Raw genomic sequence first — 16,022 nt, forward strand, 5'->3', positions numbered from 1 at the left:
GGGTCACACATGAGCGCATTCCGCCAAAGACGCCGAATAAGAATGCGCACATTGAATCGTTCCATTCACAGCTAGAAAGCGACCGGCTCTCTGGCGCCGAGTTTGAGAACTACCAAGTAGCATACGCAGCCGTGACAGAATACATTACGTTTTACAACCAGCGCCGAATTCACGGTAGCTTATATGATCTGTCACCGGAACAGTTCATGCGCGCAATTGCCAACAACGAAGTGCAGCCATTCGTCGTTAAGGTCTAAGCAATCCTACGAGCAAGTGAGATTAAGGGAGCAAGACTCTAATATTGAGGGGTTAAACCGCTCAATGGTTTTTAGACCAGATGATTATCACATGTACTCAACTTTAATTTTGGGTATAAGCTTATGAATGAATTTAAAAGGAAATGGATTGATAGATTTTGTTGATGTTGAATGGTGTGGTGCGAATTGAGAGTACCGTTCACAGGAATGTAATCCAATAGTGTCATATCAAAGGTATTTCTTGCAATAGAGAAGATTAATGATATTCTAATTTTTTTAAATTTATTTGTCAAAATCAAGTACAGTTTTGGTTGTGAAAATCTGTCTTTCGGAAAGATTCTAATTATCTATTTGAATGCTAGGTTCAAGTTGATATACTTGTCCTAACATTGGCACGAAACTCATGTTTGCGAGCAACGATGGACACATGGTCAGACTCCAAACTTTCCTTCACAACCTTGTTCCTTAAACTTCTGGGAAAACAAACTAACGCCTGACCATGAACAATCCCTCCTGAGGCTATCCTTCTACAAACATCAGGGCTTGTCCAATTATATAATGGGGCTGAAGAGAAACCGTGTTTGGAGCAGACAGACATGATGTCTATAAAGCACTGTACCGTAACATGCACGCAGGCATGGTGTTACGTGACGAACGTGATACTGTTTGTGGCTTTGCGCTGTCTGTGAAAAGAAACGATCTTCTTGTTGTTGGACCCGTGATTGCAGAGAATCAAGAGGCGGCTCTGCATCTTGTTCAAAGCCTTTGTTTAGATTGGAATGGGAGAGTTCGGACCGATGTGCCAAGCGAGCAGACTTCCTTTATGGCACGGCTATCGAAATCAGGGTTCAGCGAAAAGATGGTCTCTGCGGTGATGGTTCTTGGGGCTACCTGCTTGCCTGGTCAACGTAATTGTTTGTTTAGCATCGTTGATCCGGTATTCGGATAATCCTCGCCGTTTAGAAGTCTCCTTTATGAGCCAATCATTCTTATATGACCTCTTCCGCAATCTATTTCCACTGTCATCGAACCTTTGACATGGAGTTATCTCACCAAGCTGTACGAGCACTCCAGTATGTCCAGATGAGCGGTTCCACCACCATCCAGCAGATATCCAGCCATCTGGGCCGTGCCCAGAACACCGCTTCGGAAATAGTACAGAGACTGAGACAGAAGAAGCTCCTTGAGAAGCATAGGCGCGGTGACGACGAACGGGTCGTTAAAGTGCAATCGACGGAGGCTGGTCGATTGGTGGTGCTTCAACATACGGGTCTTGATGTCGACCATCTTAGCGTCAGGTTAGAGCAAGTTTCGGAAGAGGAGCATAATCGGATCCTCCAAGGGCTAACATCGCTTCTAAAGGCTGTACGGGGTGAGGAGAAATGATTGCGATTCTTGTAATAGTGATAGTGTCTGCACTGGTCATTGCAATAGTGACAGCTATCTCAAAACAATTTCCTGGGATTGATGGATGGATTGTGGCTTTGCCCATAGTTAGTCAGACATGAAAAACTGCGAATAAGCTAGAATGAGGGAGAAAACGAAAGGTTATAGAGAGGAATGGGCATGATAATCCAATTTGACTTTTTATCAAATTCACCCAAAAAGGTACCGTATAGTGGTGGAGATGTACGGAAGGAGCATGGACCTTAATGGGAGATATCCTTTAATGGCTGAGTAACTGCATGGATATAGTTGCTTCCTTTGGTTGAAGGGGTTAATTGTGTCCATATTCACTCATACCATTATAGGAACGTTGGGGTCTTGTGCTATAAATACCAAACGCCAAGCGAATGCCTATGTCGGTATTCGTCTTTTTTGCTTGGTGAACTACATCTCCAATAGTGCTTGTTCAGCGTTTCTAAAAAGGGGATGCTTTTTATGAAACGATTAACGAATAAGATTGCGATTGTTACTGGTGCCAGCCGAGTAAACGGAATTGGTACTGCAATATATCGAGAATTAGCCAGAGAAGGAGCAGATATTTTTTTTACTCATTGGTCAAGGTATGACCGCCAGATGAAGTATTTCATTGAGGATGATTCCGCTTGGTCACAGCATTTGATGAAGGAGATCCGAAGCCTTGGAGTCCGATGCGAATCGATGGAATTGGACTTATCGCAACCAGATGCCCTGAGACAACTGCTCGATGAAGTTCATGAGAAATTAGGTTCTCCATCAATTCTTGTTAATAATGCGACGCATTCTGTTGACGTGGATTTTCGTTCGATTAGTGCGGAAATTCTCGATGCTCATTACAGTGTGAATGTAAGAGGAACGTGTCTTTTAACTGTAGAGTTTGCTCGCCAAATCGAGGGCAAACATGGTGGGCGAATCATTAACATGGTGTCAGGACAAGACAAATCACCTGAGCCGGGTAATTTGGCATACGTTTCAACAAAAGGTGCGATTTCCACTTTTACCGAAACAGTCGCTCTCGAATTGGCACCACTTAAAATCACGGTTAATGCTGTAGATCCTGGACCGACAGACTCTGGGTGGATGAGTAGCGAATTAAAAGAGTTTTTATTGCCAAAATTCCCGATGGGTCGAATTGGGGAACCATGTGATGTGGCAAAGTTAATCGTTTTTCTTGCGAGTGATGAGTCCGAATGGATTACCGGGCAAATTATTCTCTCCGATGGTGGCTTCTGGTGATGTAGCATTCTCGATCGCTCCCTGCAGTGTTCTTTAACTAAAGGGCGCAAAAATTCAAGTTCCCTGTGCCCACCTGTAATATGATTATATGATGGCGTACACTTTCGGAATCTTGCGAATTAGGTCAGTTATCTTCGATTGTATAATATATCAATATATATTAATATAAAAATAAGTTTGTATTTGGGGGAGGTATCCCATACATGATCTGCGATGCTCATGATGTTTTTAAGGCTCTCTCCGATCCAAACCGTTTAAGGATTATCCAAGGGTTATCCACTAGATGTCAAAGCGTCAATGAAATATCAGAGACGGTTGGGATGTCCCAACCATTGACATCTCATCACTTAAAAGCTCTTCGCCGGGCTGGTATTGTTCGTCAGGAGATTTGTGCTACATCTCGATATTACTGTTTATCAAATGAAATCATTCTTGATATGATTCGACTCTGTCATGAATTTATTTCAAGAGATATTTCGAAAAAAGGAATTTATTGCAGCGAACAGGAGGTAATACAACAATGATGGTGGGTACGGCGGATGGGGGAGTATGCATACTGTACCGATTCTAGGTATTTTAATGATGGTCATGATGATGTTCTTTATGAGACGTATCATAATGGGAAGGCACAATAACCATCACTATAATGATTTATCTGAAGTGATGCGTGAAATCCGTGGATTACGTCCTGATATTAAAGAACTAAAACAGCAAAGAAACAAGGAGGATTTCTGATGGAGGAATCTGATGTTTTAAACGGGCAACACCCCTATTGGGAACAGGCTTTCGGGAAGAATAAGGAAATGTTTGGGGATTCACCAAGCGAAGCCGCCGTGAGAGCTGCTGAGATATTTAAGTCTCATGGTCAAACACATATTCTAGAGTTAGGTGCAGGACAGGGGCGTGACACGTTATTCTTTGCCCGAAATGGATTTACGGTACACGCTCTTGAATATACCAAAGAAGGCGTAGATAGGATACGACAAAAAGCGTATAACCAGGGTGTATTAGACCGAATTACCGTTACACAACATGATGTACGCCAACCATTTCCGATACAAAATAACTCCTTTGACGGTTGTTATTCACATATGTTGTATTGTATGGCTTTGACGACTTCCGAACTGTCTAGCCTCAATGATCAGGTTAGAAAAGTTCTTCGTCCTAGTGGGTACAACATTTATACGGTACGTCATAAAGGGGATGCTCACTATGGGCAAGGCATTCATCGAGGAGAAGACATGTATGAAGTAGGGGGCTTTATTGTTCATTTTTTTGATAAAGCCAAAATTGAAGAGTTGACATATGGTTATCAGATTGTTGACATTCATGAATTTGAAGAGGGCGGATTGCCAAGGCGACTGTATCAGGTTACTTTAAGGAAAAACTGATCACAATCTGTTCTTGAACTTTCGGGGCCTGATGCCGAAGAAAGCTCCTTCCTCATGATTGCATAAATATCTAAACAGGGATTTTCTGGGTTATATCGTTAACGGGCAGAAGAATTCAATAAGAACGCAATCAAAATTTCCCGGCGAAGTGGTTCAAATTAAATCCAGCGTTGACATGAGTGACCAAACACGACAAAGAGAACAAGAAATCGTTTTAAGGGGCACGTGATGAGCCGATTTAAGAAGTCTATATTTTCGAATAAACGGTTTTTATCTCTACTGAGTGGGCAAGGAGTGTCTTACTTTGGCGATTCGATTGCTTCTGTGGCACTACCCATCCTCATTTTAACTGTGACTGGGTCAGGCTTCCTCATGGGCTTGGTTGGAGCATTGGAAGTTGCTCCTCTGTTCATCGTAGGTTTACCAGCGGGTGTTTGGGTAGACCGAAGGAATCGCAGTAGAGTGATGCTCCTTTCGGACTTTGGCAGAGCTGTCTTGATGGCTTTGATTCCTATTGCGTCATGGGTGCATATGCCTGTAATGCCGGTCGTTGTATTTGTGGCAATAATGAGTGGGACTTTGGCTGTGTTTTTTGGTGCAGCCTAAACCGGGATGATTCCACGTATCGTTGCACCAGAACAACTTGGTTGTGCCAACGGTTATTTTGAAGCTATCGAAAGTGCGGCGTATGCTTTCGGTCCGTCTAACACCATAGGATTAGATGCACTATCCTTTGTATTTTCGGCGTTATCGATTATCAGCTTACGTGATAACAGGAATGAGATTACTCAAAGTTCCGGTCAAGATTTTTTTGCTGAAATGCGTGTGGGTATCAAAACGGTTCTGCAGGATTCTGTATTAAAAACGATTACGTTGTTGTGGGGTAGTAATCGCTTTGTGTTCGCTGCTTTGATTCCTACTTTGACCTTCTATGTACTAAAGACGTTGCATGGAGGAGCAGAACAAGTCGGTGTCTCGGTGAGTATATACGCTATAGGTTCTTTACTAGGAACTCTGGTTGGGTCGAGAATCCCGGAACGTTTAGGCATGGTCACGGCAATGTCCGCACAGAGTTTAATGTTTGTGGGTGCAATTCTTCTTTCAGCAACTAATTGGGTCCCGATGGTTTTTGGGTGTTCTGCAATTCTAGGGTTGGGTGAAGGGCTGCTTTTGGTCATTTACCTAACATACAGAGTAAGCAGAGTTTCTGAGGATGTTGTGGGGCGAGTTTATACGATAACGTCGACAGCCACACAAGGCATGGGAGCAATTGGATACCTCGTGATTGGTAGCCTGTTAAGCATCTGGGGCGGTCACATCACATGGTTTGTACTATCTGTGTTATCCATCCTGGGCATAGCATCGTCCCTTTTACTATTGAAAAAGAAGCTAATTATTCGGCAAAACATTGAGTAGACTCAGGCAATCATTTGTTCAGGTAACAGGCGTAAAAATTCAAGTTCCCTGAGCGACCACCTGTTGTATGATTATAAGGTGGCGTACAAATTCGGCATCTTGCGCAAACGGGCAGTATAATGCCATAACATGGTCACCATTTGGGGAAGCGGTGAAAGTAAATGAATTTGGATGCGTTTGAGGCTGCAAACCATTTTGTTGAATTCCGTTTTCCAAGTTGCCAAGCTGCGTTATTGGCTGGAAGCGTTGTGAGAGGAGAAGCAACCAATACTTCTGACCTCGACATTGTTGTTTTCGATGACAGTCTCAGTTCCGCATATCGAGAATCGTTATTCGAATATGGATGGGCAATTGAAGTGTTTGTTCATAGTCTGCAGTCCTACCGGGACTTCTTCGACAGTGATTGTAAACGCGCACGTCCTTCTCTCCCAAGAATGGTAAGCGAGGGCGTTGTCTTAAAGGACTCGGGTATTATCGATGCAATCAAATCCGAAGCGAAAAAAATTCTCGAAAACGGTCCTGACCGATGGTCACTAGAGACTATTGCGATGAAGCGATATATGCTTTCCGATGCACTTGATGATTTTATTGGCTCGTCGAAGGAAGATGAAGACTTGTTTATTGCAAACACCTTAGCCGATGCCATACATGAGTTCTTTTTAAGAACACATGGACAGTGGATCGGTGCTTCAAAGTGGATTGTGCGAGCGCTCAAGCAATATGACGAAGTGTTTGCGAACGAGTTCATAAATGCTTTTACGACGTTTTATCAAACTGGGAATAAAATCAAAATAGTGAAACTCACGGATAAAGTATTAGAGCCTTTCGGTGGGAGACTGTTTCATGGTTTTTCAATCGGCAAGAACTGATAAGGTCGTTGCAGATTTTTCCGTCGCTAAAGGGCGCTGATCTCGAAGAAGGATTTGCTTACGCCGATGCATAAATATATATAGCGGAATTTTCTGGGTTCCGAGGCTATCGGGCAGGAGAGCGCAATTACACTTTTTTTCAGAATAGAGGGAATCTGATGAATGATGATTGGAAAAAAGATAGGTTTGGAGCAATTGAACGCAATGAAAACCCGATGGTCCTTACAAAAATGAAGAGTGGCTATGCAGTAATTGGAGATACTCAATTTCTTCCTGGGTATTGTGTTCTATTTGCATATCCAAAAGTTGGCTCTCTCGAAGATTTGAGTTTGGAAGCTAAGACGGATTTTTGCGAGATATGAGCATGCTGGGAGAATCAATTCAGTCTGTATGTAATCCGAGGCGAATGAATTATTCCATCTATGGAAATTCAGATGAATTTCTGCACGCTCACATCTTTCCAAGGTATGTTTGGGAACCAGAAGAAAGAAAACCTTATCCAGTGTTTCAGTATCCAAAAGAAATGTGGGTCATGCCAGCAGTGCAATATTGTGATGAGAAGAATTTGTCTTTACGTCATCAAATTACAAAGACACTCACCACTTTAATGACAAAGGATCAAAACGTTAAATAATGAATTTGAAATATCCTTGTTGAATATAAGGGCGCGAAACTGCTGTAAAGCTGTCACGAAATGCGGTGTAAATATGCCAAAGTGCTGCTAAAAATAAGCCTCCTCGGCGTTTATGTGAACATACGCTCCGTACGCACATGCATCAATACTTTCCGCCTCGTGGGTGTACAATAACGGTAAACCCATCCAGAAAGCAGAGAGGATGACCCAACCGTGACCCACCCAAACGGTGTCCACAAACACACCAACCGCCTCATCTACGAGAAATCTCCATATCTCCTGCAGCACGCCCACAATCCGGTCGACTGGTATCCCTGGGGGCCAGAGGCGTTCCAAAAAGCCGCCCGCGAATCCAAGCCCGTCTTCCTGTCCATCGGCTATTCGTAGCCCTGCGGGGCTACGAATAGCAATATACGCTGAAAGTGGAGTAGCTTATCGACCTGTCATTGGTGCCACGTCATGGCACATGAATCTTTTGAAGATGAAGAAGTTGCAGCTTATCTGAATCGTTATTTCATTTCAGTAAAGGTAGATCGCGAAGAACGGCCGGATGTCGATCACGTTTATTTGTCGATCTGCCAAGCATTTACAGGTCAGGGTGGATGGCCATTAACCGTTCTTCTCACACCTGAAAAACTGCCGATTTTTGCGGGGACGTATTTTCCTAAGCGTCGCATGTTTGGTCGTATCGGATTAATGGAGTTATTGGAGCATTTTACACGATTGTGGGAAACAGATCGGAATAGGCTTGTAAAATCCGGACAGCGTATGATTCAAGCTATGGAAGAGTCGCAAAGACAGATATCGAAAGTAGAGTATAGGCGCTGGGATTCAACGCTGTTGCATACAGTGTATGAGCAACTGGCAGATAGTTTTGACTCGCAATATGGAGGATTTGGTGATGCACCCAAATTTCCCATGCCACATCAACTCTTGTTTTTGTTAAGATATTCGCTTTTTGAAAATCAGCCAATGGCACTTCAAATGGTGGAAAAGACGTTGCAAAACATGCGAATGGGGGGAATTTTTGATCAAATTGGATTTGGTTTTTCCCGTTATTCAGTCGATGCTCGCTGGGAAATTCCCCATTTTGAAAAAATGTTATACGATAATGCCCTTCTGGCTATGGTTTATTTGGAAACCTACCAAATGACAAACAAACGTTGCTACGCAGAAGTGGCGCAAGAAATATTCGGTTATATGAAAAATTCGCTTCTTTCCCCAGAAGGTGCTTTTTATGCTGCAGAAGATGCTGATTCAGAAGGGGAAGAAGGCAAATTTTATAGTTGGGATAAAGAAGAAATTGTAAGCGTGTTGCCAGAAGAATTGGCCCAGTCGGTTATTGAGATGTTTGGCATTCAAGATATAGGGCATTTTGAAGGGAAAAATGTATTGCGTGGATTTTGGGAGCATGCTGATCTCGATATGTTCAAAAACGAACGTGATCCATATCAGATACAAAAATGGTCCCAGGATTGGCGTGAGGCTCGCCCCCTATTGCTCAAAGCGAGATCGGCCAGAACACGGCCACATCTGGATGATAAAATTCTAACCGGATGGAACGGTTTGGCGATTGCTGCATTGGCCATAGGGGCGCGTATATTGGAAGACTCTGATTTGCTTGAGTTAGCCATTCAATCAGAGGCATTCCTCTGGGGAAATTTACATTTAGAGACTGGCCTGATGGCACGCTATCGAGCAGGAGAAGCTAAATATCGCGCTTATCTTACAGATTATGCAACTTATATATGGGCGCTTGTAGAACTCTATGAAGCTTCTTATGACAAACGTTATTTGGAAAAGGCTCTTACGCTTTTACACGAAGTTGTGACAGATTATTGGGACAAGTCAGGTGGAGCTTTCTTCCTTTCAGCACATGAAATTCAAGATGTTCCTGTACGAAGCAAGATTGCGGAAGATGGAGCTATACCTTCGGGGAATAGTGTACTTGCTGTACAGATGTGCCGTGTCGGGTATTTGACGGGTGATACTCAGTGGATTCAGTTAGCGGAACAATGTTTGCAAACGTTCCTGCAAGATGCTCGTGCATATCCAGAAGCGCATATCCATCTTTTATCTACAGGATTTTGGTTCAGCTTTCCTGTGAATGAGTTTGTCGTTGTCGGCTTACGTGATCATCCGGCTACTCAGGCTATGTTAGAGCCGCTTCGACATGTTTTTCTGCCCAATTCAGTGACTCTATTCTGGGATCAACGCGAAGAAAAATCGAATATATGGGATGGACTTCCTTCCTTCACTACAGTAGAAGGGAAAACTACAGGTTATCAGTGCAGTAACTTTGCTTGCCAGGCCCCCGTGACAGATATCGCGAGTTGGTTGAGTCAATTTGCCAGTCCATCCTGATTCTTCAAAAACTAATCGTCAACAGACGTTGCGCATCCGCATATGCTCCTCTTAGGGGGGAGTGGGGATGCGCTTAGTTGTTGTACAAAATGGGGATACGTTATCATCCATAGCTAAAAAAATGGGCGTCGATGTTGAAGAAATCGCGGTTCAGAACGCACTGCCCAGTGAGAAAGTGGTAGCTGGCCAGACATTGGTTGTGCCAGGCGGAAGAAGTTATGTGTGGATGCCGGGGGATACTTTTTCTGGAGTTGCCGAGCGGTATGGTTTAACTGTTGAAACATTACGTTCCAGCAATAAAGGGATAGCCAATCCGCAACCGGGTGATATTCTCGAACTTCCGAGTCAACAAAAGGGAGGGGTAGTTGTAGCCGGTTTTCTTGAACTCACAACACCAGATCAGGACGCAAAAAATGTAAAAAAATTTGCGCCTGTATCCACAAGCATCGGCCTTTTTAGTCAGGGTATGACCTCAAATGGACAAATTGTACCTGCTAACGACGCTTCCGCTCTTCAAGCGTTTGAACAGACCCGAAGTGTACCAGCAGCCGTTTTTTCCAATTGGATTGGTGAGCAATTTAGTGCCGACGCACTACGTGTCATGCTTCAATCCGACACAGAGCAGCAGAAATATTTGAACACTTTGCTCGATATCTTAGATAGAAAAGCGTACAAAGCAGTTATCATTGATTTTGAAATGATTCCAGGTTCCTTACATACATCCTTTCTTATATTCATTGAACAATTGTCCGGATACTTGCAGCAACGCAACATTCCTCTTCTCATTTGTATGATGCCGATCACGTTGAATGATAATCCGAATGCTTCTGGCTTGGCATCTTACGATTATAGTGCTCTGCAAGCTTATGCAGATTATCTTATCGTCATGGCCTACAACTGGCACTGGGGAACAGGAAGACCTGGTCCTATCGCTCCGTTTATGAACGTTGCGTCATCCATTGAATATGCACTGAGTCAAGTGCCTCGTCAGCAACTGTTGTTAGGACTCATCCGTTACGCTTATGACTGGCTTGTTCCTTTTCAAACGGGTGAAGTCGCCGGGGTAATCGGTGTTCAAGATGCAGTACAAATCGCTATTCGAGAAAATATCCCAATTCAATTTGACCGGCGAAGCCTAACTCCCTGGTTTGCCTATCAAGACAAAAAAGGACGCATTCATGAATTATGGTTTGAAGATGCGCGCAGCTTACAGCTCAAGTTGCAGCTTGTTGAATATTTTTCTCTGGCTGGTATCGCTCCCTGGCAGTATGAACAGCGTTTTCCCCAGTTTGTCCCAATGCTTCAAGATAACTTCCAGTCAGTCAATTGGCTTTAAATTTGCCAAAATTTCTGCGCGTTTTGGTTCGAGAAAAGGTGGCAGGACAACTTTTTCACCAAGCGTTTCTGGGTTTTCATCAATGGCAAAACCGGGATCGTCCGTAGCAATTTCAAACAAAATTCCGTTAGGTTCGCGGAAATACAGGCTGCGAAACCAAAAACGATCTACCGGACCACTGTTTGGAATTCGCAAACTGCGAATTTTCTCAATCCATTGTTGATATTCTTCTTCATTGGGTGTGCGAAATGCGACATGATGGACGGCTCCGGCACCCAGTTGCGATGGGGGCAGATGAGGTTCCTCCTGTACGTGAAGTTCAGCAGCTGGTCCTCCTGGTCCCATCTCATAAACGAAGGTCTGCAAATTCTCCTTTTGCGTATACTGTCTGACTTGACGCATGTGTAGAACCTGGGACAATATGGCGTCCAGATAGCGCATATGTTGAACGGAAAGCCAAATAGGCCCTTGCCCGCGTATCTGATAAGCGGCGGGAATAGGACTTTTCTCCCAGGCGACGTGTTGATTGGATTCAGATTCATCCACTATTAGCGCAAATCGCTGACCTTCAATGTCATTGAAGAGAAGTGTGGGACGATTGTCTATCTCTTGAATCGTATTGCTAGTGATTCTATGTTCCATCAACCAGTTACGCCAAAATTTTAACGCTTCCAGTGTAGGGACACGTAAGCCAATCCTGGTAATGCTGTTACTGCCTCTCTGTTCTTTGGGAATATCCCAGTCAAAGAAGGTTAAATCATTTCCTGGAATCCCACGTGCGTCTCCACTGTAGAATAAATGATAAGCACTGACATCATCTTGGTTGACACTTCGTTTAACCAATCTAAGACCCATGATTTGCGTATAGAATTGATAATTCTTTTTTATATTGGCCGACACAGCGGTTACGTGATGGATTCCATGCAGTTGTAACGACAAGGTGATCAATCCTTTCTAAAATAACATGAAAGAAGCATCTTTAAATTGATAAGTTACATCGTTGAGTATAGCATAATCTTTTCATAACTTGTCTCATGCTGTCCCATACTACGCTCAGCCATTCAAAAATGAATTGCAGTAGACTGGAGGAGACAAAATGACACAAGAACACGGAAAACCTGCACATAACGATGCCAATAAAACACTGCCACGCGAAGAGCATGAAGAGAAGATTGTTGGTGAGAAACGCCGTTCAGGCAAACAAATGCCGAAAAAATAATCCAAAGTTCAGTTCTTTTGTGGGTCAGTTTCCCATGCTGAACAAACTGATGTAAAATAAGAGAGTTGGCAGAAAAGGTTTGTTTAAGCGTATGGAAATTTGAAATCGCGGATCCACTCGGAGAAAAATACTTTCGTTATAAAAACGAAGTAGCGACCCCGCGGCGCGGGATAGACCAAAATCCGCGATAGCGAGGAGGAAATAGAATGGAACTGACCACTTTGACTCAATTCGAGGAAGCTATTGCAAGCGGGCATGTGATTGTAGAGGTTTACGCTAATTGGTGCCCAGACTGCCGTCGTATTGAAGGTGATATGCCCAAATGGGCAGAAGAATTTGCCTCGCAGTTTCAACTTTATCGTATCAATCGCGATGAGGTTCCAGAAGTTGCTGAAAGATATGAAGTCTTGGGTATACCCACGTTTCTGGTCTTTGAAAACGGCGAGTTGAAGAATCGTCTGCTGAGTCGTGACGCCAAATCGGCACAACAGGTTCACCAATTTCTGGTTGCTGCGTACGCTTAATTAAAAGAACTGTCCATCTGTTTTCATTTGGGAAGCTTCTATTTCCACTTTTCTTGTGGATTTAGAAGCATTTTTTTGTATGAAACGAGAGTAAATTCGAAGAGTAGTCTGTCACAAATCGGATATCATGCATAAAGGTCGCTTCTACGCCCATACTGGGTATGAAGTGACCTTTTTGTTATGGTAACCAGGTTATTTCGAAAAGCAGGTAAAGGAGCGTTTACTCAATGCAAAACCAAACGCAAACCACATCGTCCATGAATATGGCGAATGCGCAATCTCTAGCACCAGGTACACTGGCAGTGAAAGATGTGCAGTATTTGCAAGACGAGATTTCTTGGCTGACAAATGCGGCTAAAAAATGTATGCATAACATTTCCTCCTGCCAAGATACCGAAGTGCAGTCCTTGCTCCGACAAATGGCTCAAACGCACATCAGGCATGCGCAATTGCTCGCAGGTCACTGCACGAATGCAGCTCAAAAGATGGCTTCTTCTCAGCACTGAATCAGACAGGAGTGTGCTATTGCGATGAATTCCGTATCTACATCGAATGTTCCATTTGCCGATCGCGAAGCGTTGACCGATGCTTTGTCCACATGCAAATATTTAACAGACTCATTCAACACAGCTGTTCGTGAAGCAGGATGCGATCATCTTCACAGTGATTTAATGACCGTTTTGACGGAAACTCACCAAATGGCTCGCCAGATTTTTCATGTGATGCAGAAAAAAGGTTGGTATCCGATTGAACAGGCTCCTGCCGACAAACTGCAAAAGGCGCAAGGTCAAATTCAAAACATGATTCAGGAAGTATCCCAAATTCCTCTTCAATAATCATTGGCGAAGAGAATATTTATTTCACCTTTCAATACGAAATTTTGCGCACTTTTCTTGTTCTTTCAAAAGAAAGGTGCGTTTTTTCATGGACAAAAGTCTGTAGGATATGAGAAACTTTCAATAAAGCACATATTTATACAAACGGGTGATGAGATGTCAGACAATGCCTTGTTATTGGATGAACGATTGCGTGAGGGTCAATGGGTTGGAGATAATGGCCATCTTTGGATTGGGCAGTGTGATGCAGTTGAATTAGCAAATACTTATGGGACGCCTTTAATTGTTTATGACGAAACACAAATCAGGACAAACATTCGCCGTTATCTGGACGCTCTGAAAAAAACAGAATTGAACTATCGTCTGACGTATGCGAGTAAGGCTTTTTGCAGTAAAGCTATGTGTCATGTGGCTTATTCAGAAGGTTGCTTTATTGATGTGGTCTCCGCTGGCGAAATGATGACTGCCTTGGCTGCTGGAGTACCAGCAAGCTATTTGCATTTTCATGGGAACAATAAGTCATTGGATGAATTGCGTTTGGCGCTCAAGCAAGAAGTGGGGCTTATTATTGTTGATAATAAAGATGAATTATTGGCTCTTTCGCGTTTAGCAGAAGAAGCAAATGGTCAAGTGGATATTCAATTGAGGATTGCACCGGGAGTTGAAGCGCATACGCATGAATATATATCCACCGGCCAGCAGGACAGCAAATTTGGTTTTGACTGGCAAAGTGATCAAGCGATTGAAGCTTTGCGATTAGCTGCAACTTTACCGGGGATTCGTGTGACAGGGTTACATGCCCATATCGGATCACAAATTTTTGATGCTAGCGGTTTTCATGATGCTGTGGAACGTATGGCAGAGTTATATAAGGAAGGGTTACTGCTTGGCCATTCACTCCAGGTACTGAATATGGGCGGTGGATTGGGAATTCGTTACACGAGTGAAGATACTCCCCAGCCACTGGAGAAGATGATATTAGGCTTAGCTGAGGCCATCAAACGTATCTTTACTCAGTTTGACATACCATTTCCTGCATTGGAACTGGAACCAGGCAGAAGCATAGTAGGTAATGCAGGAACGACGCTCTATCGGGCTGGCTGGAGAAAGCAAGTGGATGGAGTACGCAATTATGTAGCGATTGACGGTGGCATGACCGATAATCCGCGCCTAGCTCTCTATGGAGCTAAATATGAAGCTATGTTGGCCAATCGGGCAAGCGAAGCGGCTGATACGCTTTGGTCAATTGCCGGAAAATGTTGTGAAAGCGGCGATATGATTGCCTGGGATGTACCATTGCCGAATCCAGAACCTGGTGATTTAATCGCAATATTTGCTACAGGCGCCTACAATTACAGCATGGCAAGTCACTATAATCGACTGCCCAAACCAGCTGTGGTGTTTGTTCGTGAGGGCCAAGCGCGTCTGGTTGCTAGACGGGAAACATGGGAAGATTTAATACGCAATGATGTTTCACTATAAAGTTGCTTGCTGGTGTTAGAGAAAAAAGAGATAATACCCTTGGGTTGCATGCGCGCTAAGCAGGCGCGCATTTTTATTCTTGAGGAGTGAATCGAATGCGCGTCTGGCCGCTTTTGGCGTTACTGATGGTTGCCATGATGTGGGGGAGTCACGCTGTAGTTGGCAAAGCTGTTGAGGCTGAAATATCGCCTGACGCTTTGACACTTTATAGGTTTGTATTCAGTGCCCTTCTGTATTTGCCTTGGTGGCCTAAACTGGCTGCAGTTTGGCAATGGTCAGTCAAAGACAAGCTGTTACTGCTAGGCGCTGCCATATCCTCTTCCGTCTTATATCCGCTTTTTTACTATGCTTCGCTGCGCCATATTTCACCTGTTGCATCTTTGTTGTTTGTCAACGCTGCTCCACTTGTGGCCGCTCTGTTAGCTAGGTGGATGTTTGCCGAACGCATTGGCTGGATGGGCTATGTGGGGATGGTCGTCAGTTTTGGCGGTGTATTGCTTCTTGTGATCAACGAATGGCAAGGTGGATTATCTACCATCGGCATTATCGAAGTTGTATTGGCTATGCTGGCGTTTTCTATTTATACCGTTCTTTCTAAGCCGCTTTTTGTTAAAGCGAACCTGTTTGACGTTCTTGTGGGAACTACCGTTCTTGGCGCTGCTTTTCTTTGCGTGATACTGCCATTTTTCCATCCGCTTCAGTTCTATTGGTATACGCTTGTTCATTTGGGCTTTACTGGCTGGTGGGAACTCGGATATATCGTGTTGATAGTTTCCATGACAGCTTATGCTCTTTACGGTTTTGGTTTGCGCAGAGTTCCTGGTGGAATAGCGGCAGCCATCACGTTTTATCCGCAAGCTGTATTTGGAGCTTTGCTACAATGGCTGTGGTTTGGGCTGCAACCCGCTATAGGTCTCGTTTTTTCTGCTGTGTTAATTCTTGGGGGCACAGCTCTGATGCGCTATTCTGAACTCAGAAGTAAGAAAATGGAAAAAGCGGTCGTGAACAAAGCGCAAGCGATGTGAAGTGATATAAT

The 16,022-nt window shown here is 43.8% G+C and carries 22 protein-coding genes and 1 pseudogene; 21 read left to right on the forward strand and 2 right to left on the reverse strand.

From position 1 onward, the window contains the following. The 13 genes from BUA75_RS11490 to BUA75_RS16155 all read left to right on the forward strand — a co-directional run. A partial coding sequence (locus BUA75_RS11490; RefSeq protein ID WP_165612009.1) for an integrase core domain-containing protein occupies window positions 1-257 on the forward strand: 257 nt, incomplete at its 5' end. Window positions 258-834: 577 nt separating this feature from the next. Further along, window positions 835-1,206, forward strand: coding sequence for a GNAT family N-acetyltransferase (locus BUA75_RS11495; RefSeq protein ID WP_072874752.1), 372 nt, complete (start codon window positions 835-837; stop codon window positions 1,204-1,206). Window positions 1,207-1,295: 89 nt separating this feature from the next. Next, entirely contained in the window at window positions 1,296-1,643 is a 348-nt protein-coding gene (locus BUA75_RS11500; protein WP_165612010.1) for a MarR family winged helix-turn-helix transcriptional regulator, read from the forward strand. Beyond that, window positions 1,640-1,765: a hypothetical protein gene (locus BUA75_RS16435; RefSeq protein WP_278247874.1), complete on the forward strand. Its 126-nt coding sequence runs from the start codon at window positions 1,640-1,642 to the stop codon at window positions 1,763-1,765. The genes BUA75_RS11500 and BUA75_RS16435 overlap by 4 nt, the downstream gene beginning before the upstream one ends. Before the next feature lie 373 nt (window positions 1,766-2,138). Next, the gene (locus tag BUA75_RS11505; protein ID WP_072874754.1) at window positions 2,139-2,915 is read left to right on the forward strand and encodes an SDR family oxidoreductase; all 777 of its coding nucleotides are present in this window, start codon (window positions 2,139-2,141) and stop codon (window positions 2,913-2,915) included. Between the two features lie 203 nt (window positions 2,916-3,118). Beyond that, the gene (locus BUA75_RS16570; RefSeq protein WP_072874755.1) at window positions 3,119-3,439 is read left to right on the forward strand and encodes an ArsR/SmtB family transcription factor; all 321 of its coding nucleotides are present in this window, start codon (window positions 3,119-3,121) and stop codon (window positions 3,437-3,439) included. Between the two features lie 25 nt (window positions 3,440-3,464). Then, window positions 3,465-3,650, forward strand: coding sequence for a hypothetical protein (locus tag BUA75_RS11515; RefSeq protein ID WP_072874756.1), 186 nt, complete (start codon window positions 3,465-3,467; stop codon window positions 3,648-3,650). Beyond that, entirely contained in the window at window positions 3,650-4,306 is a 657-nt protein-coding gene (locus tag BUA75_RS11520) for a class I SAM-dependent methyltransferase (RefSeq protein ID WP_072874757.1), read from the forward strand. The genes BUA75_RS11515 and BUA75_RS11520 overlap by 1 nt, the downstream gene beginning before the upstream one ends. A gap of 228 nt (window positions 4,307-4,534) precedes the next feature. Beyond that, window positions 4,535-4,912, forward strand: a complete 378-nt coding sequence (locus BUA75_RS11525; protein WP_129583633.1) for an MFS transporter — start codon at window positions 4,535-4,537, stop codon at window positions 4,910-4,912. Window positions 4,913-4,918: 6 nt separating this feature from the next. Further along, the gene (locus BUA75_RS11530) at window positions 4,919-5,722 is read left to right on the forward strand and encodes an MFS transporter (RefSeq protein WP_072874759.1); all 804 of its coding nucleotides are present in this window, start codon (window positions 4,919-4,921) and stop codon (window positions 5,720-5,722) included. Window positions 5,723-5,883: 161 nt separating this feature from the next. Then, window positions 5,884-6,591 carry a nucleotidyltransferase domain-containing protein gene (locus BUA75_RS11535; RefSeq protein ID WP_083574310.1) on the forward strand — a complete coding sequence of 236 codons (708 nt, stop codon included), beginning with the start codon at window positions 5,884-5,886 and terminating at the stop codon, window positions 6,589-6,591. A 158-nt stretch (window positions 6,592-6,749) separates the two neighbouring features. Next, window positions 6,750-6,953, forward strand: coding sequence for a hypothetical protein (locus BUA75_RS16150; protein ID WP_207549756.1), 204 nt, complete (start codon window positions 6,750-6,752; stop codon window positions 6,951-6,953). A 44-nt stretch (window positions 6,954-6,997) separates the two neighbouring features. Then, entirely contained in the window at window positions 6,998-7,225 is a 228-nt protein-coding gene (locus BUA75_RS16155; protein WP_207549757.1) for a hypothetical protein, read from the forward strand. A gap of 87 nt (window positions 7,226-7,312) precedes the next feature. Here the strand turns inward: BUA75_RS16155 and BUA75_RS16300 are convergent, their stop codons facing one another. Then, window positions 7,313-7,561, reverse strand: coding sequence for a hypothetical protein (locus BUA75_RS16300; protein ID WP_242650319.1), 249 nt, complete (start codon window positions 7,559-7,561; stop codon window positions 7,313-7,315). Here BUA75_RS16300 and BUA75_RS11550 point away from each other — a divergent pair. Together BUA75_RS11550 and BUA75_RS11555 are read left to right on the forward strand one after the other, a co-directional pair. Continuing rightward, window positions 7,505-9,589, forward strand: a pseudogene (locus tag BUA75_RS11550) (thioredoxin domain-containing protein). The gene BUA75_RS16300 and the pseudogene BUA75_RS11550 sit on opposite strands and share 57 nt — an antisense overlap. A gap of 67 nt (window positions 9,590-9,656) precedes the next feature. After that, window positions 9,657-10,925, forward strand: a complete 1,269-nt coding sequence (locus BUA75_RS11555) for a LysM peptidoglycan-binding domain-containing protein (RefSeq protein ID WP_072874762.1) — start codon at window positions 9,657-9,659, stop codon at window positions 10,923-10,925. Here the strand turns inward: BUA75_RS11555 and BUA75_RS11560 are convergent. Next, a complete protein-coding gene (locus BUA75_RS11560) occupies window positions 10,908-11,864 on the reverse strand; it encodes a ring-cleaving dioxygenase (protein ID WP_072874763.1) in 957 nt (318 codons plus the stop codon). The two genes, BUA75_RS11555 and BUA75_RS11560, sit on opposite strands and share 18 nt — an antisense overlap. 157 nt (window positions 11,865-12,021) lie before the next feature. Here BUA75_RS11560 and BUA75_RS16440 point away from each other — a divergent pair, with 157 nt between their 5' ends. The 6 genes from BUA75_RS16440 to BUA75_RS11585 all read left to right on the forward strand — a co-directional run bounded on the left by BUA75_RS16440 (window position 12,022) and on the right by BUA75_RS11585 (window position 16,011). Further along, a complete protein-coding gene (locus BUA75_RS16440) occupies window positions 12,022-12,144 on the forward strand; it encodes a hypothetical protein (RefSeq protein WP_255567414.1) in 123 nt (40 codons plus the stop codon). 206 nt (window positions 12,145-12,350) lie between these two features. Beyond that, on the forward strand, window positions 12,351-12,668 hold the full coding sequence (locus BUA75_RS11565) for a thioredoxin family protein (RefSeq protein WP_072874764.1): 318 nt from the start codon (window positions 12,351-12,353) through the stop codon (window positions 12,666-12,668). A gap of 227 nt (window positions 12,669-12,895) precedes the next feature. Beyond that, entirely contained in the window at window positions 12,896-13,174 is a 279-nt protein-coding gene (locus BUA75_RS11570) for a hypothetical protein (RefSeq protein WP_083574311.1), read from the forward strand. Window positions 13,175-13,198: 24 nt separating this feature from the next. Then, window positions 13,199-13,504 carry a spore coat protein gene (locus tag BUA75_RS11575; protein ID WP_072874765.1) on the forward strand — a complete coding sequence of 102 codons (306 nt, stop codon included), beginning with the start codon at window positions 13,199-13,201 and terminating at the stop codon, window positions 13,502-13,504. Window positions 13,505-13,660: 156 nt separating this feature from the next. After that, window positions 13,661-14,986, forward strand: coding sequence for a diaminopimelate decarboxylase (gene lysA, locus BUA75_RS11580; RefSeq protein ID WP_072874805.1), 1,326 nt, complete (start codon window positions 13,661-13,663; stop codon window positions 14,984-14,986). Window positions 14,987-15,081: 95 nt separating this feature from the next. Then, entirely contained in the window at window positions 15,082-16,011 is a 930-nt protein-coding gene (locus BUA75_RS11585; protein ID WP_072874766.1) for a DMT family transporter, read from the forward strand. Window positions 16,012-16,022 lie beyond the last annotated feature (11 nt).

Origin of the sequence: Alicyclobacillus tolerans (assembly GCF_900142255.1) — a bacterium.
GTDB classification, from domain to species: domain Bacteria; phylum Bacillota; class Bacilli; order Alicyclobacillales; family Alicyclobacillaceae; genus Alicyclobacillus_I; species Alicyclobacillus_I tolerans.